Annotated in this window: 23 protein-coding genes and 1 riboswitch; of the genes, 14 read left to right on the top strand and 9 right to left on the bottom strand. The window is 43.2% G+C overall.

The features are described 5' to 3' along the window. The 3 genes from ACZ5NG_RS08980 to pyk are packed head-to-tail and all read left to right on the top strand — an operon-like array spanning window position 1 to window position 3757. Complete coding sequence (locus ACZ5NG_RS08980; protein ID WP_464251479.1) at window positions 1-960, top strand: acetyl-CoA carboxylase carboxyltransferase subunit alpha; 960 nt, start codon at window positions 1-3, stop codon at window positions 958-960. A gap of 51 nt (window positions 961-1011) precedes the next feature. After that, window positions 1012-1974, top strand: coding sequence for a 6-phosphofructokinase (gene pfkA, locus ACZ5NG_RS08975; protein ID WP_464251478.1), 963 nt, complete (start codon window positions 1012-1014; stop codon window positions 1972-1974). Between the two features lie 28 nt (window positions 1975-2002). Further along, on the top strand, window positions 2003-3757 hold the full coding sequence (gene pyk / locus ACZ5NG_RS08970) for a pyruvate kinase (protein WP_464251477.1): 1755 nt from the start codon (window positions 2003-2005) through the stop codon (window positions 3755-3757). Between the two features lie 222 nt (window positions 3758-3979). Here the strand turns inward: pyk and ACZ5NG_RS08965 are convergent, their stop codons facing one another. Together ACZ5NG_RS08965 and ACZ5NG_RS08960 are read right to left on the bottom strand one after the other, a co-directional pair. Then, on the bottom strand, window positions 3980-4726 hold the full coding sequence (locus ACZ5NG_RS08965; RefSeq protein WP_464251476.1) for an SDR family NAD(P)-dependent oxidoreductase: 747 nt from the start codon (window positions 4724-4726) through the stop codon (window positions 3980-3982). A 60-nt stretch (window positions 4727-4786) separates the two neighbouring features. Next, window positions 4787-5020, bottom strand: coding sequence for a hypothetical protein (locus tag ACZ5NG_RS08960; RefSeq protein WP_464251475.1), 234 nt, complete (start codon window positions 5018-5020; stop codon window positions 4787-4789). A gap of 302 nt (window positions 5021-5322) precedes the next feature. Here ACZ5NG_RS08960 and ACZ5NG_RS08955 point away from each other — a divergent pair, with 302 nt between their 5' ends. The 5 genes from ACZ5NG_RS08955 to ACZ5NG_RS08935 all read left to right on the top strand — a co-directional run bounded on the left by ACZ5NG_RS08955 (window position 5323) and on the right by ACZ5NG_RS08935 (window position 11089). Next, window positions 5323-5937, top strand: coding sequence for a DedA family protein (locus ACZ5NG_RS08955; protein WP_464251474.1), 615 nt, complete (start codon window positions 5323-5325; stop codon window positions 5935-5937). A 260-nt stretch (window positions 5938-6197) separates the two neighbouring features. Then, window positions 6198-6947 carry an RNA polymerase sigma-I factor gene (gene sigI / locus ACZ5NG_RS08950; protein ID WP_464251473.1) on the top strand — a complete coding sequence of 250 codons (750 nt, stop codon included), beginning with the start codon at window positions 6198-6200 and terminating at the stop codon, window positions 6945-6947. 3 nt (window positions 6948-6950) lie between these two features. Beyond that, the gene (locus ACZ5NG_RS08945) at window positions 6951-8156 is read left to right on the top strand and encodes an anti-sigma factor domain-containing protein (RefSeq protein ID WP_464251472.1); all 1206 of its coding nucleotides are present in this window, start codon (window positions 6951-6953) and stop codon (window positions 8154-8156) included. A gap of 24 nt (window positions 8157-8180) precedes the next feature. Further along, window positions 8181-9263 carry an S-layer homology domain-containing protein gene (locus tag ACZ5NG_RS08940; protein ID WP_464251471.1) on the top strand — a complete coding sequence of 361 codons (1083 nt, stop codon included), beginning with the start codon at window positions 8181-8183 and terminating at the stop codon, window positions 9261-9263. Window positions 9264-9992: 729 nt separating this feature from the next. Beyond that, window positions 9993-10109: riboswitch (molybdenum cofactor riboswitch) on the top strand. 95 nt (window positions 10110-10204) lie between these two features. Next, the gene (locus ACZ5NG_RS08935) at window positions 10205-11089 is read left to right on the top strand and encodes an ABC transporter substrate-binding protein (protein ID WP_464253139.1); all 885 of its coding nucleotides are present in this window, start codon (window positions 10205-10207) and stop codon (window positions 11087-11089) included. An 18-nt stretch (window positions 11090-11107) separates the two neighbouring features. Here ACZ5NG_RS08935 and ACZ5NG_RS08930 read toward each other — a convergent pair whose 3' ends face one another. Continuing rightward, a complete protein-coding gene (locus tag ACZ5NG_RS08930; RefSeq protein WP_464251470.1) occupies window positions 11108-11896 on the bottom strand; it encodes a DUF1444 family protein in 789 nt (262 codons plus the stop codon). Between the two features lie 160 nt (window positions 11897-12056). On the opposite strand from ACZ5NG_RS08930, the gene ACZ5NG_RS08925 reads away from it, so the two are divergent. Together ACZ5NG_RS08925 and ACZ5NG_RS08920 are read left to right on the top strand one after the other, a co-directional pair. Then, the gene (locus tag ACZ5NG_RS08925) at window positions 12057-12695 is read left to right on the top strand and encodes a DVU0298 family protein (RefSeq protein WP_464251469.1); all 639 of its coding nucleotides are present in this window, start codon (window positions 12057-12059) and stop codon (window positions 12693-12695) included. A gap of 99 nt (window positions 12696-12794) precedes the next feature. Further along, entirely contained in the window at window positions 12795-13538 is a 744-nt protein-coding gene (locus tag ACZ5NG_RS08920; protein ID WP_464251468.1) for a cell wall hydrolase, read from the top strand. Between the two features lie 101 nt (window positions 13539-13639). On the opposite strand, the gene ACZ5NG_RS08915 is transcribed toward ACZ5NG_RS08920, so the two are convergent. Further along, a complete protein-coding gene (locus ACZ5NG_RS08915) occupies window positions 13640-14191 on the bottom strand; it encodes a hypothetical protein (RefSeq protein WP_464251467.1) in 552 nt (183 codons plus the stop codon). A 291-nt stretch (window positions 14192-14482) separates the two neighbouring features. Between ACZ5NG_RS08915 and cls the strand changes: the two genes are divergently transcribed. Together cls and ACZ5NG_RS08905 are read left to right on the top strand one after the other, a co-directional pair. Next, window positions 14483-15925 carry a cardiolipin synthase gene (gene cls, locus ACZ5NG_RS08910; RefSeq protein WP_464251466.1) on the top strand — a complete coding sequence of 481 codons (1443 nt, stop codon included), beginning with the start codon at window positions 14483-14485 and terminating at the stop codon, window positions 15923-15925. Window positions 15926-16314: 389 nt separating this feature from the next. Then, complete coding sequence (locus ACZ5NG_RS08905; RefSeq protein ID WP_464251465.1) at window positions 16315-16965, top strand: HAD family hydrolase; 651 nt, start codon at window positions 16315-16317, stop codon at window positions 16963-16965. Between the two features lie 20 nt (window positions 16966-16985). On the opposite strand, the gene ACZ5NG_RS08900 is transcribed toward ACZ5NG_RS08905, so the two are convergent. Both ACZ5NG_RS08900 and ACZ5NG_RS08895 read right to left on the bottom strand, forming a co-directional pair. Continuing rightward, complete coding sequence (locus tag ACZ5NG_RS08900; RefSeq protein ID WP_464251464.1) at window positions 16986-17780, bottom strand: SIR2 family protein; 795 nt, start codon at window positions 17778-17780, stop codon at window positions 16986-16988. Further along, window positions 17777-18370, bottom strand: coding sequence for a non-canonical purine NTP pyrophosphatase (locus ACZ5NG_RS08895; RefSeq protein WP_464251463.1), 594 nt, complete (start codon window positions 18368-18370; stop codon window positions 17777-17779). Before ACZ5NG_RS08895 ends, ACZ5NG_RS08900 begins: the two co-directional genes overlap by 4 nt. A gap of 108 nt (window positions 18371-18478) precedes the next feature. Here ACZ5NG_RS08895 and ACZ5NG_RS08890 point away from each other — a divergent pair, with 108 nt between their 5' ends. After that, window positions 18479-19165 carry a YczE/YyaS/YitT family protein gene (locus tag ACZ5NG_RS08890; protein ID WP_464251462.1) on the top strand — a complete coding sequence of 229 codons (687 nt, stop codon included), beginning with the start codon at window positions 18479-18481 and terminating at the stop codon, window positions 19163-19165. Window positions 19166-19221: 56 nt separating this feature from the next. Then, window positions 19222-19611 (top strand): (deoxy)nucleoside triphosphate pyrophosphohydrolase, encoded by a 390-nt coding sequence (locus tag ACZ5NG_RS08885; RefSeq protein WP_464251461.1) that lies wholly within the window; start codon window positions 19222-19224, stop codon window positions 19609-19611. Here ACZ5NG_RS08885 and ACZ5NG_RS08880 read toward each other — a convergent pair. From ACZ5NG_RS08880 to ACZ5NG_RS08870, 3 genes are all read right to left on the bottom strand, one after another. After that, the gene (locus ACZ5NG_RS08880; RefSeq protein ID WP_464251460.1) at window positions 19600-20442 is read right to left on the bottom strand and encodes a hypothetical protein; all 843 of its coding nucleotides are present in this window, start codon (window positions 20440-20442) and stop codon (window positions 19600-19602) included. The genes ACZ5NG_RS08885 and ACZ5NG_RS08880 overlap by 12 nt on opposite strands. A 69-nt stretch (window positions 20443-20511) precedes the next feature. Further along, window positions 20512-20808 carry a hypothetical protein gene (locus ACZ5NG_RS08875; protein WP_464251459.1) on the bottom strand — a complete coding sequence of 99 codons (297 nt, stop codon included), beginning with the start codon at window positions 20806-20808 and terminating at the stop codon, window positions 20512-20514. Between the two features lie 112 nt (window positions 20809-20920). Further along, window positions 20921-21724 (bottom strand): 2-phosphosulfolactate phosphatase, encoded by an 804-nt coding sequence (locus ACZ5NG_RS08870; protein ID WP_464251458.1) that lies wholly within the window; start codon window positions 21722-21724, stop codon window positions 20921-20923. Window positions 21725-21845: the final 121 nt, after the last annotated feature.

The raw sequence follows: 21845 nt of genomic DNA, 5'->3' as shown, positions 1-21845 counted from the left end.
ATGGCCAGCCTATTAGAATTTGAAAAACCAATAGTTGAACTAGAAACTAAAATAGCGGAACTAAAAGCATTTTCAGAAGAAAAAGGAATTGACTTAAGCAATGAAATCAGCACTTTGGAATCCAAAGCAGAGGAACTGAAAAAATCGGTTTACAATAATCTCACTCCCTGGCAGAAGGTGCTGATTGCCCGTCATCCTGAGCGTCCCAACACTCTGGAATATATTAAATTAATCATCACAGATTTTATCGAACTGCATGGGGACCGCCTATACGGGGACGATCCGGCAGTAATCGGTGGAATTGGCCGCTTTGAGGGCAGGCCGGTAACTGTTATTGGGCACGTGAAAGGCAAAAATACCAAAGGAAATTTAGCTCGCAATTTTGGCATGGCCCATCCGGAAGGATATCGCAAGGCGATAAGATTAATGAAGCAGGCAGAAAAATTTAACCGCCCGGTATTGTGCTTTGTCGATACTCCCGGTGCATACTGCGGTATCGGTGCCGAAGAAAGAGGGCAGGCAGAAGCGATAGCCCGTGCTTTAATGGAGATGTCCGCACTGCGCGTGCCGATGGTAACAGTAGTAATCGGCGAAGGCGGCAGTGGCGGAGCTTTGGCGCTGGCAGTTGCCGACCGCATTTTAATGCAGCAGTATTCAGTATTTTCGGTAAGCTCGCCGGAAGCTTTTGCCAGCATCCTGTGGAAAGACGGCAGCAAGGCAAAAGAAGCGGCAGAAGCAATGAACTTAACGGCTCAGGATTTACTGAGGCTTGAAATAATTGACGAAATTGTAGATGAACCACTGGGCGGGGCACACCGCGATATACAGCAGGCCGCAAAGAACATATCAAAAGCAATCAGCAAACATTTACATGAACTGCTGCAGTATCCGATTGACACCTTGCTGGAGCAGAGATACCAAAAATTTAGAAACATTGGGGAGTTCAAATCGGCAAATTAGGTATAAAATAGTTAAAAGTACAATAATGTACATTTATTACGGAGGTAAAAAATGCAGAGAATAGCTGTAATGACCAGTGGCGGGGACGCGCCCGGTATGAATGCGGCAATAAGGGCGGTGGTAAGAAAAGCTATTTATCATGGCATTGAAGTAATTGGTATTAACCGCGGTTATAACGGTTTTATTGAAGGTGATATGTGGCCGATGAATTTAGGTTCGGTAGCGGACATTATTCACCGCGGGGGAACCAAACTGCACACTGCACGCAGCGAAGAATTTAAAACACCGGAAGGTCGAGCAAAAGCTTACGCCAATGTAAAGCGCTTTGGTGTAGAAGGTTTGGTAGTGATTGGCGGAGATGGCTCTTTTAAAGGAGCACAGTTGTTTCATGCCGAACATAATCTGCCGATAGTATGTGTGCCCGGCACTATTGACAACGACATACCGGGCACGGATTACACTATTGGCTTTGATACCTGTGTTAACAATGTCGTGGATGCAATCAATAAAATCAGAGATACAGCTACATCCCATGAACGCACCTTTATTGTCGAAGTTATGGGTAGAAATTCCGGTTTTATTGCCTTAAATGCCGGTTTGGCCGGCGGAGCGGAATCAATAATTGTTCCGGAAGTACCATATGATATTAATGAAATCTGCAAAAAACTAATGCGTGGCGTAAAGCGGGGCAAACTGCACAGTATCATTTTAGTAGCCGAAGGTGCAGCCAGCGGTTTGGAGATTGGCAGACAAATTAAAGAAATAACCGGCCATGATACCAGAGTGACAATTCTCGGTCACTTGCAGCGCGGTGGCATACCAACGGCCTTTGACCGTTTGCTGGCATCCCGCATGGGAGCAAAAGCAGTGGATGTCCTGCGCAGCGGCGGTACTGATAAAGTTATTGGCGTGCGTGCCGGTGAAATAGTGGAGTATGATTTAAATGATGTGTTCACCCAGGAAAAACATATAGACAAAGAAATGCTGGAACTGGCTAATGCCTTATCTATCTAAAAACCTTATGCGGACGGGGGTAAAACAATTGAGACGAACCAAAATTGTATGCACAATAGGACCTTCCAGCGAGGATAAAGAAACGTTAATTAAAATGATAAAAGCCGGCATGAATGTGGCCCGGATGAACTTTTCGCACGGCACCCATGAGGAACATGACAAAAGGATTGATCTCGTTCGTCAAGCCGCCAGTGAAGTAGGTAAAAATATTGCCATTATGCTGGATACCAAAGGGCCGGAAATTAGGTTGGGCACTTTTTCCCGAGAACCGGTGCTATTGCGAACAGGTGATGAATTTACCCTGACCACAAGAGAAGTTGAAGGCGACAGAACAATAGTTTCTGTTTCTTATAAGGACTTGCCCAAAGATGTCGGTGTTGGGGGCAAAATACTGCTTGCTGACGGTTTGATTGAATTAGAAGTATTAGAAATAATAGACGGCACTGACCTGCGCTGTAAAGTAATTAACGGTGGGGAGTTAAAGAGCCGCAAAGGAGTCAATCTTCCCGGTGTGCAGGTCAATTTACCCGCCCTTACCGACAAAGATATTGATGATATTTTGTTTGGCATTAAAAAGCGAGTTGATTTTATTGCCGCTTCCTTTATTCGCAAAGCGGCAGATGTGCTGGCTATACGCAATATTTTAGAAGAACATCAGGCCGACATTCATATTATCTCTAAAATCGAAAGCCGGGAAGCCGTTGATAACATTAAAGAAATTATTAAAGTATCTGACGGCATTATGGTGGCACGGGGCGATTTGGGTGTGGAAATTCCCCCCGAAGACGTGCCGCTAATTCAAAAGTATTTAATAGAACAGTGTAACAAAGCAGGAAAGCCGGTAATTACCGCTACCCAAATGTTAGAGTCAATGACGCACAACCCGCGCCCCACCAGGGCAGAGGCATCGGATGTGGCCAATGCCATTTTAGACGGCACCGATGCCATTATGCTGTCCGGTGAAAGTGCCGCCGGTAAGTACCCGGTACAAGCCGTAGAGACAATGAACCGCATTGCCATGCGGGTGGAAGAGTCATTCCCGTATGCCCGGTTTATGAAAAAACACGAGGAGTCCCGCTCGAAAACGGTAACTGACAGTATTGGCTATGCGGTTTGTGAAGTATCCGCTAATTTAGATGCCAGTGCTATTATCACAGCCACAACCACCGGACACACCGCCCGTATGATAGCAAAGTATCGTCCAAAGGCGCCGATCATTGCGGTAACGCCTCGCCCGAAGGTGCTGCGCAAAATGGCGCTGGTATGGGGTGTTGAGCCCCTCTTGGTACGCGACATCCACAGTACTGACGAAATGATTTCCGCCAGTGTGGAAACGGCCCTGGCAGCAAACTTAGTTAAGGGCGGAGATTTGGTGGTCATTACCGCCGGTGTACCGGTTGGCGTACACGGAACTACTAACATGATGAAGGTGCATACAGTGGGTAATATTCTGGCCAGAGGCAGCGGTATTGGAGCCAAAGGGGCAACCGGACGGGCGGTGGTATGTCGTACCGTGAAAGATGCGCGAGAAAAAATTCAACCCGGAGACATTATGGTTGCTATCGGCACCGATCGCGAATACGTGCCCTATATGGAAAAATGTGCGGCGGTAATAACCGAAGAAGCCGGTTTGACCTCCCATGCGGCAATTGTCGGGCTGAATTTAGGCATTCCGGTAATTGTCGGCGTAGACGGAGCAACCGCCATCATTCCCGATAATGAAATAATTACCGTAGACGGCCAAAGAGGTTTAATTTACGTCGGCACCGCCCGGGTGATGTAACCGTTGTTTTCTGCAGGCCAAAAGCAATATTATCTTGCAAAATACAGGTGCCGGCAGTCATGCCGATCTGATAAGGAAAAGATTACATATGTAATTTACCAACACAAAAAAGGGCTGATGCACTCACTGTGCAACAGCCCTTTTTAGCTATTTATATCTATTACATTTACCTATAGCCGCCATCTACAGGAATAACGGCACCGGTTAACCGAGCCTAAGGGATTATGCTGTTGTCCACCCGCCGTCTACCGGCAAAGCACAGCCGGTTATATACGCAGACATATCTGAGGCTAAAAACAATGCTGCCTGAGCGACGTCATTCGGTTCGGCAAATCTTTTTAAAGGTATCGGGTCAAGAAAGGCCTGGTAATTCTTTTCGGTTTTTAAAACTTCTTCCGTCATTCTGGTTTTGCCGGTGCCGGGGCAGATGCAGTTGGCTCGAATATTATCTTTGGCGTAATCAACGGCAATATTTTTGGTCAACGATACAACGCCGCCTTTAGATGCCGCATATGATACCGAATCGGGAAAGCCGATTAAACCGGCGGCCGATGCGGTGTTAATAATTACCCCGCCTTGATTGTTTTTTAAGTGCGGAATGCCATACTTACAGCCGAGAAAAACACCGGTGAGATTAATGTCAATAACCTTCTTCCAGTCTTCCAGTGAAAGTTCATCTGCTTTTCCATACAGATAAATGCCGGCATTATTAAAGATAATATCAATTTTTCCATATGCACTGATTGCTTCATCCATCAAGTTTTTTACCTGATCTTCTTTAGAAACGTCTGTTAACACAAATACTGCATCTCCGCCGGCAGCAATAATTTCTTTGGCCACTTCGTGTCCGGCGTCGTTATTATCGGCAGCCACAATTTTTGCTCCTTCCTGGGCAAACAAAAGACAGCTTTCTCTGCCAAAGCCAGAGGCAGCGCCGGTAATTACCGCAACTTTATCCTCAAGTAACATTAAACCCACCTCCGCGGTTATTTTTCCCTTTTAGATCAAAAAAAAACCGGTTATCCCGGTTTACTTTCTCCAAATATTTATAAACGATATGTCGGCAATTAAATTCTGCCCGCTTGACTGTCCTTTTTCTTTAACATAGCCAATAAAATCACCTAAAAAATTTTCCCACACAGCGGCCACTTCTTTAGCTTTTCTGCGATCGCTGTTTTTTATTTCAATGCTGGCATCTATCGCCTGACGCAAATCAGCTAATACGTTAGACAGATGCACATTTAAATCTTCAGCACTGTGCAAACTACCACGTCCTTTCATAAGTTTAGTACATTATATGCCGGCAAATAGCAGATATAGCTGCAATTAAAATTTTTAATAAAAACTTGGGCTATTAATAGCAGGTCTTAGTTTTTAACATAAAATTAACAATTACTTGACAAAAAATTAATTTGTCTACCGTATAATGAATCCAGCACAACAGGCGGGGATAATAATTGTGTGAAGCGATTACGATCCTTGCCATTTTATATTTAAGAAAACCCACCAAGCTACGGTGGGTTTTTTCATTTTCGGGCATAATAACTGCTGAGGTGCATTTTTTAATGGAGCAGTTAATGCAAACGCTTTTCGATTATTTAGCCAAACTGGGAAGTGTGGGTTTATTGGCGGCAATTTTTATTGATGCCCTAGGTCTTCCCTTTCCCGGTGGACTGATGATCGTTATGTTCGGCTTTTTAATTAACCGCGGTGATGTTAACTTGTTTGAAGTAATGCTGGCGATATATTGCGGCTATTTAACGGGAACGACGGCAGCTTATTATATCGGTAAAAATATCGGCGAGCCATTTATTAAAAAGTACGGCCGTATTTTGCGGGTGACACCGGAGCGGTTTGCCAAAGCCCGGCAGTGGTTAAATAACTTTTCGGCAGCATATATTATTTTTGGCCGGTTTATACCTACACTGGGCAATGTTACCCCCTATATTGCCGGTATAAGTCAAGTAAAGCTGCCGTATTTTTTAATTTACAGCAGCATATTTACTCTGCTTTGGAGCGCGGTGAATATTGCCGTTGGCTATCTCTTTGGGCAAAATTGGCGCCAAGTGGCGGAGGCGGTCAGCACAAAATCCTGGATTATCGGTTTACTTTTCATCATGGCCTACTTGGCCTATAAATACTATAAATCTACAAAAGTGACTCAAAAAGGCGAAGATTAATACGCTGACATTAGCCCCATGGAAACAATTGGCAAGCCGGTTAATAGCTGGCAACTCTTGTAATTAAATGCAGAAAAGATATAATAATTAAAGAACCTCCAGGGTTTGTTTAACCTTGGAGGTTCTTTAATTATCTGGCTGAAAAAATGATAAATTGCAGCCGGCCCGCCCCCTTAAAGTAAAGTAAATATCCGTAAACTATATACAGATGCAGAGAAAGAGTTTTAAAAAGGGGTTGGGGGCTCTAAGGAGTGTAACACTTGATTTCGCAAGAGAGAGTGCTGGTAGAAAAGCTAAAATGCGCAAAAGAGGGAGACCTTGAAGCGCGCAATCAAGTGATCAGTGCAAGTAAACCGTTTGTTTTCAATGTAGTGAGTTCCTTTTGTCAGCGAAAATTAGAATGGGGTCGCGATGATGAACTTTCTATTGGTTTAATTGCATTAGATGAGGCGATAGACCGCTATCATCCGGATAGACAAATTCCGTTTTTAGCTTATGCGCGCATAGTTATTAAAAGCCGGCTAAAAGATTATTTTCGTCAAGAATCAAAGCACGACGGTGCTGTTCCTTTAGAGGAAGCTACAGCTGCTGACGGAACCGAGTATCATCAAAGCTTGGCAGAGGCAGCACATTCTTGGGATAACTATATTCAACAAACGGCGGAACGAGAAAGACGAGAAGAGGTTATAGAGTTTGGCCGCTTGTTAAACCAATTTGGCTTAGATTACCAAGCACTGGTTGCTGCATCCCCGAAACACCGCGACACGCGGGAAAACTTAATTCGGGTTGCCTGGCAGTTAAGCCGAGATCCGCAGTTAATTAATCAACTGTTGGAGAAAAAACGGCTGCCGATGGCAGAACTGGTGCGACAAACCGGCGTGAAAAGAAAAACCTTGGAGCGGGGCAGAAGATATATCATTGCCCTGGCCATACTCTTTTATTATAAAGAGAGATTTATCTACATGTATTCTTATCTTAAACTAACTGACTGGGGAAGGGGTGAGGGCTAAAAAATGGCTGTGGTTAAAGGCATGTTGGTGGAAAAAAATGGCAGGCGGGGCGTTTTAATGACACCAAGCGGGCAGTTTGTCAAAGTGCTGCTGCCAAATACCGCTGTGGAATTAGGCACTGAAATTGAGGGGAAAGTTTGGCGCTTGCCCCATTTAGGGCGAACAATGCTTGCCGCCGCAGTAGTTATGTTGGTGCTGTTAGTCCCGGCCCACTTTTACCTTTTGCCTGCACAGGCAGTGGCTTATGTGGCTTTAGACATCAACCCCAGTATTGAGTTGGGCATAGATAAGAACATGATCATCACTGAAACCCGAGGTTTAGACACCGCCGGTAAAAAATTGGTTGCCGAAGTAAATGTTCAAGGCGTTGAATTGTCCGAGGCGATTTCTAAGTTGGTGGCCCGGGCAATTAGCGAAGGTTATATCAGCACCGAGCAGGATAATGTAGTGTTATCTACCCTTACTGTTACTGATCAAAAACAGGCGGCAGAAATAGATAAAGCAAAAATAAAGCAAATGATCAGCCGGCCGATTGAAAACAACCGGCTACCTGTTCGGGTGGTGATTGAAGAGATTGACAGCGCAAGCCGTGAAGAAGCGCAGAAGGCCGGCTTATCCACCGGTAAGTATCTTTTATATAAAAAAGCCCGTGAAGAAGGCTTAGAGGTAACAATAGATGAAGTGCGCCAAAGTGCCATCTGGCAGCTTGAACGGCAGAAAGACTTTCGTACCGAGCAATTGTTGAGAGATATGCCTCCGGGACAGGCAAAAGTCGGTGATCGGGGGTTAACCGCAAAAACTTTTGACCGGCAAAAGAACCTGCCTTATGGGCTTACCATGGATAATCACCCTGCTAAACCTGAGAAAAGGGATTTGCAAAATGTTAACCACTTTGAGCGGTCCAAACAGATAAAAGCTCATAAATCGCCGGACGAAAAGAAAAAACAGCAAATAGCTGAAGAAAAGCAGCAAAAGACATTGGAAAAATGGCAAAAAGCTGAAGAAAAGCAACATAAGGTTTTGGAAAAACAGCAGAAAGCTGAAGAAAAGAAGCAGAAAACTTTAGAAAAATGGCAGAAAACAGAAGAAAAGCACAAAAAGACTTTAGAAAAACAGCAGAAAACTGAAAAAAAGAAGCAGAAATCTTTGGACAATAAAAGTAGTAGTTCGCGAAGTGATAAGCGAAAAAGCAGAGAGGGAAGTTACTAAATAATGTTTAGGGAGGTAAAATTAATGGGCAGAAAGTTTACTTTAATAGTAGTATTAACGTTGGTAATGTCCCTTTTGGCATCCAGTGTGGCATTTGCAGATCCGCCGAGCTGGGTAGTGCATAAGCAAATAGAAAAGAAAGTGCATAAACTTAAAGATATTACCCCGGATTATTGGGCCTACCATGAAGTGCAAAAAATGATTAATTTGGGAATTATCGGCGGTTACAGCGACGGTACCTTTAAACCCAATAACCATGTAACCAGAGAGCAATTTGCCAAACTGTTGGTACTTTCGATGGGTTTGAAATCGGAAGGCAACTATAACCAAACCTTTGTAGACGTACCAAAAAGCAATATGTTTTTCAACAACATTGAAACCGCTAAAGAGTACTTAACCGGATTTCGCTATAACGGAAAATTGTACTTTTACCCTAAGGACAAAGCGGTACGTGAAGATGTTACCGTAGCCATTGTCAAGGCTAAAGGTTTAGATTTAGTGAGCGAAAGAGCAGCCGATAAAATTCTTGCTAAGTATAAAGATGCGGATAAAGTATCAAAAAATTTGCGAGTTTATGTCGCTACCGCTGTAGATGCCGGTCTGCTTGGCGGTTACAAGGACAGAGGCAAGTGGTATCTTGGTCCTCAAGACCCGCTCAAACGGGTAGAGGCAGTACTGCTTCTTTACAGAGCATGTGACGGTTTTGAAAAAGTTGTCATTGAAGAAGACGACGACCCGGTAAAGGTAATTATTGAAGAGGATGAAGATAAGGAAGAATTGACAGTAAAAAGATTAATCCCGAAAGACGGCCAAAATGATGTCGATGTTGAATTAGACCAACTGTTGGTGCAGTTTAACATGAATATCTATGCGGTTAAAGACATGGATGACGTTTTAAAGGGTATTACTGTTTACAATCAAACTACCGATGAAGAGTTAGATATAGATGAAGTAAAAATTGACGGTAACAAGTTGATTATTGAATTAGATGATGAATTAGAATATGACTGCGACTACGAAGTGGAAATTGCCGACGACATTATTGAAGACAAAGAGGGTAATAATTTTGACGGTTTTAGCTGGCAGTTTAGCACAAGTAAGAAGTAACAAAGCAGGGGTGAAGCTTGAATAAAAGTTCAAGCTTCACCCCATTTTTTTATATTTCGTATAAAAAGTTTTGCAGCGGGCATAATACTTACCGGGTTCATAATGGCTGAGCCAAGACTGTCGTAGGGTTTTAAATTAAAGCTCTGCGTATGGTCGGCCAAAGGTTGATATTGGGTCCTGTTTTGGCTCAATATTAGCCGGCGGGAAGATCGTTTAATGTGTCGGCAGGCTGTATTGCAGTCTTAAAACGATTGCCTTACGGTCACAAGGCATGTTAACCGGTCGAGCTGAGATCGGCCCAGGTGCCGAGCAGTTTGGTGCTGGTGCTGAACTGCGCGGAGGTCTGTTTTGGTCGCCAGATCTCTCCAGGCTTCTTAGGTACCTTTGCCGGTTGAGACAAAGGTTACTGTATGTTTTGTAACGGTCTTCTGCAGCCGCCAGGTTGCCTTAGGCTGTGTAGAGATGTGCAGTAGCTGTAGCGCAGGTCATTATGGGCTCACCACAAAAAGGGCGTGTCGAAAGCTACCTTTTAACGGTTGCGACACGCCCTTCCCTTTTACTTAATGACATTTAAACTTCCATGCCTGTTATATGCAGGCGTCACTGTCTACTGCATTTATCGCTGTAGGTTTTCCCGATTGTCGTTATTGGATACCCAATTGTCTGATTGTTTAAAATTTTGGCAGGAATTTCATAGATTAACTAGAATAACCTAAATAGCTAAAAAAGATAATAATAATGCTCCGAGCCTGATAACCTAAGGGTAACTAAGGTTTTCAGGCCGATAGGGCATACTGGGAAACCGGTGTGCCTCCCGGTGTGGAAAGGAGGGATGGTCTTTCTCGGCATAACATGACCAAATCCTTGTACAGCGGGTTTGGTCGTTTTAAATTTATGCTTCTTGGGGGATAATAACCATATTCATTTAGGAGGGTGAAATGATGAAAAAACTGTTATCAGTGTTTACCGCCATTATGTTGGTAATGTTCTTATTCGGCTGTCAAGCTCAAGAGCCTGCCGAACAAGAGGAGCAAGCACAAGATACACCGGCAAAGGAAGAAGTAATTTTAGCAACCACCACCAGTACCCAAGACAGCGGCTTGTTGGATGTTTTAGAGCCGATGTTTGAAGAACAAACCGGTTACAACCTGAAAATTGTGGCAGTAGGTACCGGTAAAGCCCTTTCTATGGGTGAAGAAGGCGAAGCTGATGTTCTTTTAACCCACGCTCCCGAAGCGGAAAAACCGTTGGTAGATAATGAAACGGTAGTCAATTACCAATTGATCATGCATAACGACTTTATAATTGTTGGTCCGGCAGATGATCCGGCCGGTATTAAGGGAACCGCATCAGCAACGGAAGCTTTCAAAGCCATTGCTGAAAGTGAAAGCATATTTGTCTCCCGCGGTGATGATTCCGGCACCCATAAGAAAGAATTATCCATTTGGGAAGCAGCCGGAATAGAGCCTGCCGGTCAATGGTACCAGGAAACCGGTAGCGGAATGGGTGATACTTTGGTAGTAGCCAACCAAAAATCGGCTTACACACTTACCGACCGGGCTACATACCTGGCTCACAAAGATGATTCGGACTTAGAAATTATGGTAGAAGGTGCCGGGGAACTGTTGAACATTTACCACGTAATGCAAGTTAACCCCGACAAATATGAAAAAGTTAACGCTGAAGGCGCCAAAGCTTTTGTAGATTTTATGGTTTCAGAAGAAGTGCAAAATGTAATTGCTGAATTTGGCGTAGACAAATACGGAGAGCCGCTGTTCTTCCCTGACGCCGGCAAAACAATGGAAGAAGTTATGGCAGGTAAATAATTTAAAGACGGTGCGGATTTATTCCGCACCGTCATATTTTATCAGCCTGCCGGCTGCCAGTTTATAAATTGTCTTGCTTACCGGATAAGTACTGTTAATAAAATGCGAATGCCCCAGCATTTTAATGCGGTTATACACCGCTTGATCGCGGTGAGCAAATACCATCAATAAATCCCGCGAAGGAATCATCACTAACACATCTTCTCCTAATAAATCTTCAATGCCGGCAAATTTTTTTTGCAGCAACAGCAACCGCGTTGAATCATAAGAATCCCAGTACTTGTAGCCTAATATGCCGCGTTTTTTATCCAGCACTAAAAGCGGTTTATCCATATCCCGGTAAAAATTTTTACGTGCCAGCTTATCTAACTCTTCAATATCCATTTGCATATCGGTTAACAGCGGTTTTTCAATAAAAAAGAAACGTAAACCTTGATCATAAACGTAAATCATCTGCAGCTCTTCAGCCAGCGAAAGGGACACAAAATTATGGTGAAAATCATTGGCTCCTACCACCAAAGGGTAAACGCGCTCTTTATTGTTCAATATATCTTCGGCATTAACACTTCTGCCCCTTGATAAATCTTCAATAAACGGCTGCATAACCTCCTCTAAATACTTATTGCGTACATCCGGCGGACAGTTAAGATAATTTTCATAAATACTGCCCAAATGAAGATCTATCCAGTAGTTTTTGCGTTCTATATGTAATGAGAAATTTTCTGTTGGGGTAATGATCGTGTCGGACAAAGCATTTTTTACTATTTCTGATATCCTTTGAACAAGGCCTTCTCGACTGAGCGTCATACATAACACCTCGGAATATTGTATGTTTAATAATATGCGTAGCCGATATTAGTTTATTAATCAGGTTTTAAGATATATGGTTTATAATATTTAAAATGATAACTGATTTTACTGCGTCTATTCCAAAACGCATGTTAAAATTTGCAGGGGGTGCAAATCTTTGCCTAATAAACAGAAAGTTTTAACCTTGGTAAGCGTCCGAAACCACCGAGCATTGGTGGCGCTGGCTGAAGAAAACAGCAGTAAGGTCATTCGCCACATAGTGCGGCTTACATACAGCAGTGACGATTTTCTGCACTGGCGGGCCATAGAAGCCTTAGGTGTTGTATGTGCTGCTATTGCCGATAAAGATCCGGAAAGGGTGCTCAATGTTATCCGCCGGTTTATCTGGTCAATGAGTGATGAATCGGGGGCCAACTGCCGGTCGGCACCGGCGGCTGTTGCCGAAATAATATTTAACCGGCCGGATTTATATGCTGATTTTGCACCCATCATGATTAACGCTGCTTTAGATGAAGAACTGTTTCAAAAAGGAATGCTGTGGGGTATCGGTCGGCTGGCAGGGAAGATTTCATGCCTGTATGATATAGTACCTAAGATTGAAAAATTCCTGCAGCACAGTAACCCTGAGCTTCGAGGATATGCCGCCTGGGCGTTGGGACAAATCGGTGCTGACGGTGCAGTTAAACAACTGGAAATGCTAAAGGATGATCCGCAGGTAATAAAAATTTACCTGCAAGGGGAACTGCAACAAAAAACCGTGGGCGAATTGGCTAATAATGCTATATTAGCTAAATAATTGGCCGGTCAACCAGTATTTACAGCTTACCTTAACAGTGAATATGTCTTATAATAATATTGCCAATCAAGAGGACTAACTGGGTAGAAAGGAAAGAAGATGAATCGCAAGGTAAAGATTACAGCATTAGTCAGTCTTCCCATATTGGTAGTGTGTCTTTTTACTCTATTACTTAACATTCCCAATAACCAAAATGAAAAAAACCAACCCAACCTGGTAATTAACGAACTAACTGAAGAACAACAAAAAACAAAACAAAAGGCAAAAGACGTAAAAGAAGAAAAAGAAGCGAAAACCGAAAAACAGCAAGAGAAAGAAACCACTGAACAACCAAAGAAAGAAGCAACAGAAAAAATTGAATATCAAAGCACGGAAAATCAAACAGAAGCCGTGCAAGTGGCTGCTGCACAAACTACAAGCACAGCTGTGGAAACTGCCCGCAGGACAAGCTATCAGCCGGCAAACCGCGGTTTAAGCCGCGATGATATCTATTGGCTGGCGAGAATTATTGAGGCTGAGGCCGGGGGCGAACCTTTTATCGGTAAGGTTGCCGTGGGCAATGTTATTCTTAACCGGGTTAATCACAGCCAATTTCCCAACACTGTTTATGGGGTAATATTTGACAAGCAGTACGGGTATACGCAGTTTTCACCGGTAATTGACGGTACTATCTACAACACCCCCAGTGCGGAAAGCATGCGGGCGGCAGAAGCGGCAGCCAACGGACAAAGGCCGGTTGGTTCGGCACTATACTTCTTAAATCCCAGTAAGTCCCAAAACTTTTGGATTCCGAACAACCGGCAGTACATGACCACTATTGGTGGGCACAACTTTTATTATTAAACATGAGGGCGTGTAGCAAAACTATTTTAGTAGTTAGCGACACGCCCTACATTTTATTTTGGCACGAGCGCTTGCTTGTGTCTGCAGTCCTTTGTTTGTTATCATTCCACAGTTAAATCCCGTTTAATTACCTGCACACCGGGCATTGCCTTGCCGTTATCCCCCAAAATGATGTAATAAAACCCCTTTTCCTCATATGCCTGCAAAAAGTTGCGATAAGCGTCTTTATAAATCCCGCTGTAAACCATGGTAGCTTGCTGCTCAAAGTACTTTTTATCTTTGTTAAACTCAAAAAAAGTGCTTGGTAAGCTTTTTTGCACGTTTTTGATAGTTTTTTCATCGGCATGTTCTAAAATTTCATCTAAGGTAGATTTACTGACAATACTGATGGTGATAATTTTTTTGACTTTTTTTATAGATACCGTGAGCTCTTTGTCCTCACCCATAACTTCGGTAGGTTCGCCGAAAAACATGGGATACTCATTTGTTATCGGTTGTAAAGTAGGCTTAATTAATTCAAAAACAGCTGCCGTTCTTAATAAGCTGTCAAAATCAATGTGATCAAGCATCATAGTGGCGTAATCTTCACCGTCTATATTAGATGTACCAATCCCGATTTTAAGCACATATTCTTTATTAGGGCTTTGTTTCATTATTTTTCCTCCTGTTTTTTTTTGACTTAAATATTATACCAAAAGTTTGAGCACTTTTAAGGTCAATGTAAAATACCGCCAAGGTTTTTAACTTTTTATTGATAAGCTTTTGTGGTAAATTTAAATATTTTGCCGTATTAATGATAATATTTGTAAGTGCATATATATGGTTTTATTTTAAAAAAGCAGTATAATTAATGTTGATCCTTTTATAACAATACCAAATACAAATCAAGAAACTACTACGGGGAATGTTTTTTAAAAGCATAAATATGAGGTGTGCTTAATGCTATGGAGTTATTAAATTATTTGTATGCCATTTTGATTGTACTAAACATTATTTTTGCCATAGCCATTATATTTTTTGAAAGAAAAAACGTTAACGCTACCTGGACATGGCTAATGGTACTGTTATTTTTACCGGTTTTGGGTTTTATACTGTACCTGCTGCTGGGTAAAAAATTTGGCCGGCGAAAACTATACAAATTGCGCAGCGAAGAAATCGTAGCGATCGAAAACACCATTCAACAACAGAGAAAACAGCTTAAGAAGGGGGAAATAAATTACAAAGACCCGCTGGTAAAAAACTATCAAAAAATTATCCACCTTAACTTAACAAGCAGCCAGGCCCTTTTTACTCAGGATAACGAAATAGAGATTTATACCACCGGCCAGGAGAAATTTGACGCCTTGTTCCACTGTATCAGAAATGCCAAGCACCATATCCACTTACAGTATTATATTGTCAGAAATGACCGTTTGGGGAATCAGATAATTAGATTGCTGGCCGCTAAAGCTAAAGAAGGGGTACAGGTAAGGCTGTTATACGATGACATAGGCTCTTTAGGCATTAAAAAAGCTCTTCGTCCGTTAATCGCAGCCGGAGGAGAGACCGCTGCTTTTTTTCCGTCAAAAATTCCCTATCTCAACATCCGCTTAAACTACCGCAACCACCGCAAATTGGCAATTATTGACGGAAAAGTAGGTTTTATCGGTGGCTTTAACATCGGCGACGAATATTTGGGGCTGGATAAGCGGATGGGCTTTTGGCGGGACACCCATATTAAAATTACCGGCAGTGCCGTTAACGACATGCAGCTTAGGTTTATCTTAGATTGGAACTTGGCGGCGGAAAATAAAATAAAATTCCATTCCGACTATTTCCCGACAATTGCCGGTCGCGGCAATATCGGCATTCAAATTGTTGCCAGCGGACCGGATTCCGAACTGGAGCAGATAAAAAACGATTATATAACCATGATATATGCCGCTAAAAAAAGAGTTTACATTCAAACCCCGTATTTTGTACCGGATGAAACCATGCTGACGGCACTGAAAAGCGCGGCGATGTCCGGCATTGACGTGCGGGTGATGATCCCCAGCAGGCCGGATTACGAATTTGTTTACCGGGCAACCTTTTATTACATCGGCGAATTACTAAAGTACGGCATAAAGTGTTACTTGTACGAAGCCGGCTTTATGCATGCCAAAACAATGGTGGTAGACGGTAAAATTGCTTCCGTCGGCAGTGCCAACTTTGATTTCCGCAGCTTTCAATACAACTTTGAAGTTAACGCCATAATTTATGACACCCAAACCGCCAAAAAGTTAGAAGACATCTTTTTAGCGGATGTGGAGCAAAGCCGGGAAATAACCCTGGAGGCATACAATGAACGGTCGGTAATGATTAAGATAAAAGAATCAGTTGCCCGCCTTTTGGCTCCCATATTATAACAGTTGGGAAGTTGGAAAATAGGTTAGTTAGTTGTAAGGGGTATATGGGCGGGGTTTCATCCTACCTGTGTTCGTAAATGTCACATTCCGTGCAGGCGCCAAGGCATTTATCGGAGCAAACGATTAGCCGGCTAATTCAAAGAGCGACGCCGCCGAAGGATTAGCGCCGAGGACTGTTTGAGCGTCAGCGAGTTCCGCAGGCGCCCGGAGGCGGCGGAGCTCGTTCAATTATAAGGCCGGCGTGTTTGCGTAGATAAATGCCTTGGCGCTACCACAGTCCTGTTTACTGCAACATATCTCACTTGCACTTATTACAAGCACTTTTTGCCTTACACCCTTATTTATGTTATACTGAACTTTGATTTTAAAAATGGCAGGTTGAGTAAAATATGAGAATTGATACCGTACTTTTTGATTTGGATGGCACATTGGTTGATTCTATACCCTTAATCCGTTCAACTTTCAAGCGAGTTTTTGAAGAAATGAATATACCTTGGGGAAACGATGACGTGATGAGCTGGGTAGGCCGTTCACTGAAAGATACCGGTACACATTTTGTGGGGGAAGAAAGAGAGCCGGAATTTTTTAAACTTTATCAGCACTATTACGCTTTAGAGCACGATCGCCATACCCGGTGCTACCCCGGTACCGTAGAAATGCTGGAAAGGCTGAAAAAACAAGGCTTTACCCTGGGCGTGGTTACTTCCAAAAGTACCGCGGTTGCCCAAAGAAGCATTGACTATTTAAAGCTAAATCAATACATAAGTTTATTGATCGGTGCCCAGGATGTTACCAGGCATAAGCCCCAGCCGGATCCGATTTTGGCCGCGCTGAAAAAATTAAACCGTCAGCCTGAGCAAACTGTATACATCGGCGATACACCCTTTGACATTATGGCGGCCAAAGGGGCCAAAACTAAATCGATTGGCGTAACCTGGGGCATTGCCGACCGAAAAACCATGGAAAACCACCGGCCGGATGCCATTATAGACAACTGGGACGAACTGGATGATACCATTGCCCTTCTTAGCAATGGTTAACCCTTAAACGGCTAAACAAATCATTCTTTGACGCGAATGTATAACTCGTGCAGAAAATCTACAATATCCTGCTCGGGGTTATCTGAGTTTAGGCAAATTATACGCATTCCTTTCTTCCCGTAAATTGCTTCAAACACCGGGTTGGGCAGCATTGTTACCATATACGCCTTGCAGTTCGACTGCATAATTTTAAATAACTTAGTCCACAAATATCGTACATTTAAATCCCGAAAGCTGTAACCTAAAAACAACACCGTCTTGCCTAATAAATCCGAACGCAGCTTAATGTCAATCGGGCCTTCCATATCTAAACGGTTAAAGTAGTCTGTTTCGCTAATTACCAGCGTTTCGTCATAATCTAAGCAGCCGTGAAACTTTACTATTTGGGTGGCGTTTTGTTGGGCGCAAAGAATATCGTCCAATGTGGCAATGCGGCAGTAGGGGTAACCGTGATATTCAAAAGCTTCTTCCAACGCTTCATCAAAGTTAGTGGTGTAAATAGTCGGGAAGTTCATTTTTACCAAATACTCATGGGCCTTGGAAGAACCAATATCATACTTTACAGCGCGCACGTTGCGGTCAACCAACTTGGCAATGCGGTTTTTGCTGCCGTATTTAATAATGTGATATTCCGCTATTTGCAGAAAATCACCGTATGTAAGTATTACTTCCGGGTCGTAATCTAAATCCTCGGCTACTTTCTGAACTAAAGACTCCCATCCCGGCAGTCCGAGGTTTTTAGATAAGCCGGCTCCCACAAAGGGGATAATCCGTTTTTCTTTAATCTCCTGAGCAAGTTCATCTAATATTTTCAACCTTGAGCCCTCCTACCGTTCATGAGGAAACTTTTAAAAGCGTCAGCCGCAATACGGCGCATAGAGATTTTAGCCTTTTCTTCCGGCTGCATTTCAGCAAAAGTGCGGCTTTCTCCCTCAGGAATAAACACCGGATCCCACTGGGTGCCGTTCTTGCCCCGCGGCTCATGAGCAATAGTACCGTTTATTTTTCCTTCAAAAACGTAAATTTTTCGTCCGTCGCAGTAACCAATAGTAGTGATTGCTTCTGCCCGCCGATTATCTTCATTTTCCAAAAGCTTTAAAAAGCCGTCTAAATTTAACCTTTCCCAAAACAGATCCGTTAAACCGCCGGGCAGTTTGTTCCAAGCCTCTAAATACAATCCCGTTTGCTCAACAAATACCGGCGACCTTTTAATTTCAAAGGCCTGCAGCGTTTTGTTGCGCACAATTTCCAGATGATCCCTGCCGGCAAAGTCACCGATATCCATGGCAACGGGGATAAAATCCAACGGATGCAGCAAGGCTTTGTATTCCGCTATTTTAGTGTCATTTTTACTGATAAAGCGCAGAGGCCTTCTTAAATAAAGCGCCTTGTATGCTCCCATCATTGAGCCTGCCTTCCTAAAATTTAAATATCCAAAGATTAACTGTGTTTACCTTATTATAAATATAACATATAATTATATAGTTAGCTGAAAAATAGGAGGTCCTAAATATTGAAAAAACTGGTTTATCACCTGCTTCAGTCCGCTTGGTTTGCAGTGGGGCTGTTTGTTATGAGTGCCGGTATTGTATTGATGGTGCAGGCACAGTTCGGCCCACTGCCCTGGGAGGTTTTCCACCTGGGGTTAACAAACTGCCTGCCGTTGAGCCTGGGCCAAGGGATGATTGCAACCAGCTTGGTTGTGGTCATTATCGCCTGGCTAATGGGGGTTAAACCATATATCGGCACCGTAGTTAATGCCATTTCTATCGGTGTGATTGTTGATTTAATTATAAACTGGAACTGGTTTCCCGAAACCGCGGTGCTCAGCAGCCGCATTATTTATCTGATCGTGGGAATTATTTTATGCAATTTGGGCGGGGCAATATATATGTCGGTTAACATAGGGTATGGCCCGCGGGATTCCTTAATGATTGCCCTTACCCGCAAAACCGGCTTGCGCATAGGCATCACGCGCGCTATTCTTGAAGTAACGGTAGTGGCTATCGGTTGGTTAATGGGTGGATTGTTTGGCATTGGCACCGTTATCAGTGCTTTGGTCAGTGGTTGGATTGTTGAATTTTTCTTGCACATTTTTGAAAAAGTAAAGCAATCCAAAGGGTTTGTCAGCTTTCAAAATTACATGCTCGACCGCGGCAAAAGCATTGCGCTGCCTAAAAGCTGCAAACACCATGCCTAATAAGAATGCCGAAATTTGAAGATACTGATTATAACTAAATGAATGGTGTGACGGAGATGAACAAGCACACGCTGCTGGTTACCGCGGCCATTATTGAACACGGCGGTCGCATTTTAATTGCTCAGCGAAAGCAAAATGCACATCAAGGACTGAAATGGGAATTTCCCGGCGGCAAGGTAGAGCGGGATGAAGACCCGCGTGATACCTTGCGTCGGGAGATAAAAGAAGAGCTGGATATTGACATAGAAGTGGGTGAGGTAGTAGAAACCGTTTTTCACCGCTATCCCGAATACGCGGTACTGCTGTTGTTTTACCGCTGCACCTATCTTGGCGGTAGGCCGGCAGCTAAAGATTGCCGCAGCTTTCGCTGGGTAACAAAGGAAGAACTGCCCCATTATGAATTTGCCGCCGCTGATCTGCCGGTGGTGGAAAAGTTAATCAATTGACAACGGGTTTTTGTCAAAACAACGTTGATGCCCAAAGATTAAATTTTCTTCATCGTAACCGTAAAAGGTCGGCTCGCCCAAGGCAATCGGCCGGCCGCATAACAGGCAGGTTACTTCTTTTTTATTGGGCAGAATCAGCCCGCTGATTTCTTTACCTGCCCACTTTCCGGTGGCGTACTGCAGCTTGCCCTTTAACGGCTTAATAGGAGAACATTCCGGATGAAAATAAACACGATACTTTTTGCCGTTATTGCGTACGGTATGTTCTACCACCGGCGAAAAGGGTTTAATTGTTTCCCGGCATTTGCGGCAACGGCGCGGACGGGCATAGGTGCTTTTTAATTTGTAACGGGCTTCCGCCGGCTTTTGGCGTACTTTGCGGTCCTTCATATACCTTGATGGATTGGGCTGCTGATTTACCCATTCTTCCACCTGACGGTAAAAAGTGCGGTAATCCCGTTCCACAAGTTTATATTCTTTAGGTACGCCCGCTTCCACTAACTGCCGGTAAAAAGCATCTTCCGCCACTTCGTGCGCCAATCCGTCCATTTTTGCGGTTTCCCAGTTATACCCTTCATTGCTAAGCCACTGATGCAGTGTGTGAAATATATTTCCCGAACAAACCAATAAAGTGTCCTCTTTACTAACCCCGGCCTTTTTCATCATGTTAATTACTAACCGGCAGGCCATTTCCTCTAAACCAATGCTTTCGTCCCAAGTTAAGGGCAATTTTGCGGTATAAATTTCCCGCGGATTTTCACTCACCAGCACCAGTACTTCGGAGAAAGCACGGCAGCCGCCGCCTGCATCTTCGATATACCATGTGCGCACCTAATAAAACCCCCATAAAAATAATACAAAACCTATTATAACACAAAAAGGTGCGAATAATCGCACCCACTATAACTTAATAATTAATACCCTGTTGTTTTCGTCGTATTCAACCGGATATGTACCTTTAGCTTCTATATTAAAATGTTTTAAAAAATTCTTGGCATTTATTTTTCTACGGGTAACTTTAAAACCTTCGCCTTTTTTTACCGGTTTTATTAAAATGCAATTATCATCGCGGTGATAACCTAAAATAACATACTCACTATTTAACTTATCAACTGCTAATTCACCCAAAGTAATGTGGTTTTTACTAATCATAGCATTAAAAGAATTGCGCGGGCTGTACCATTCTATTGCGGACATATAACCACCCCAATACATCCTTTTATTTAAAATTATAGCATGCATTAAAGCTAAGTCAATCTATATATAATCTATGCTTAATATAATAAAATAACCCGCAAATCATAGCGGATTATGTAGAAATTATACCATCTTTATAATATGGGGTAATATTTGATGTATTTAACTGTGCACAGTAAGTTAAATCATTAATCATACCAAGTTGCACTAATTTTTGCCCATGTAGTGTATCATACAGTGCATCTAAAATATTGTCTTGGTAGTATTGGGCCAGGCGGTAGGCGGCCACTGCGCTGTCATTCATTACCGGCAGTGTTTGCGGGTTATCCAGGGGCTGTTCATCGTAATATACCGCATTTGTCTGCCGGCGCATGGCGGCCAGTTTTTTGCCGCTGTAGTCGCTGCTTCCTTTAAGTGCCAATAACTCTTTGATGATTACCCCTGCCGCCAGCGTGTCATCCATAGAAAAACGGCCGTTTGTTCCGGCACAGGCAAATAATATGTTGCTGTGTTTTGCCGCTTCTTTTGCTACTGCCCGGGCGTTTAAAAAGCTGCCGATTAAAACCAGCTTAGCTTTTTCCGCCGCCGCTTTAATTGTACCCGTACCGTTGGTGGTGGTTAAAACAATTTCCTTGCCGTTTATTTTCTCCGGGGTAAACTCCAAGGGCGAATTGCCTAACTGAAAGCCGGGAAGTTTAACTGCCCCCCGTTCACCGGCGAGTATTAGTTTAGGGTTATCTTTGGCCAAAGCGCGGGCTTCTTCTACCTCTGCCACCGGAATGACATACCGGCAGCCCTTTTCCAAAGCGGTGGTAATGGTTGAGGTAGCCCGCAAAACATCTAACACTACCGCAATATCAAATTGTTCGGTTAAATCTTTTAGCCCTAAGCGGGTTGATACAACTGTAATCTTCATAGTGCTATTATTATATTCAAATACTCATGTAATTTACAAGCTATTTTGCCTAACTAACAAACTACTTATAATTACATATATGTGGTTATTTTTGTAATTATCACTAAAAGTTGCAGGATTT

This window comes from Desulfovectis peckii, assembly GCF_055391705.1.
The sequence above is the reverse complement of the archived record's forward strand: the minus strand, read 5'-3'. Positions and strand labels throughout refer to the sequence as shown.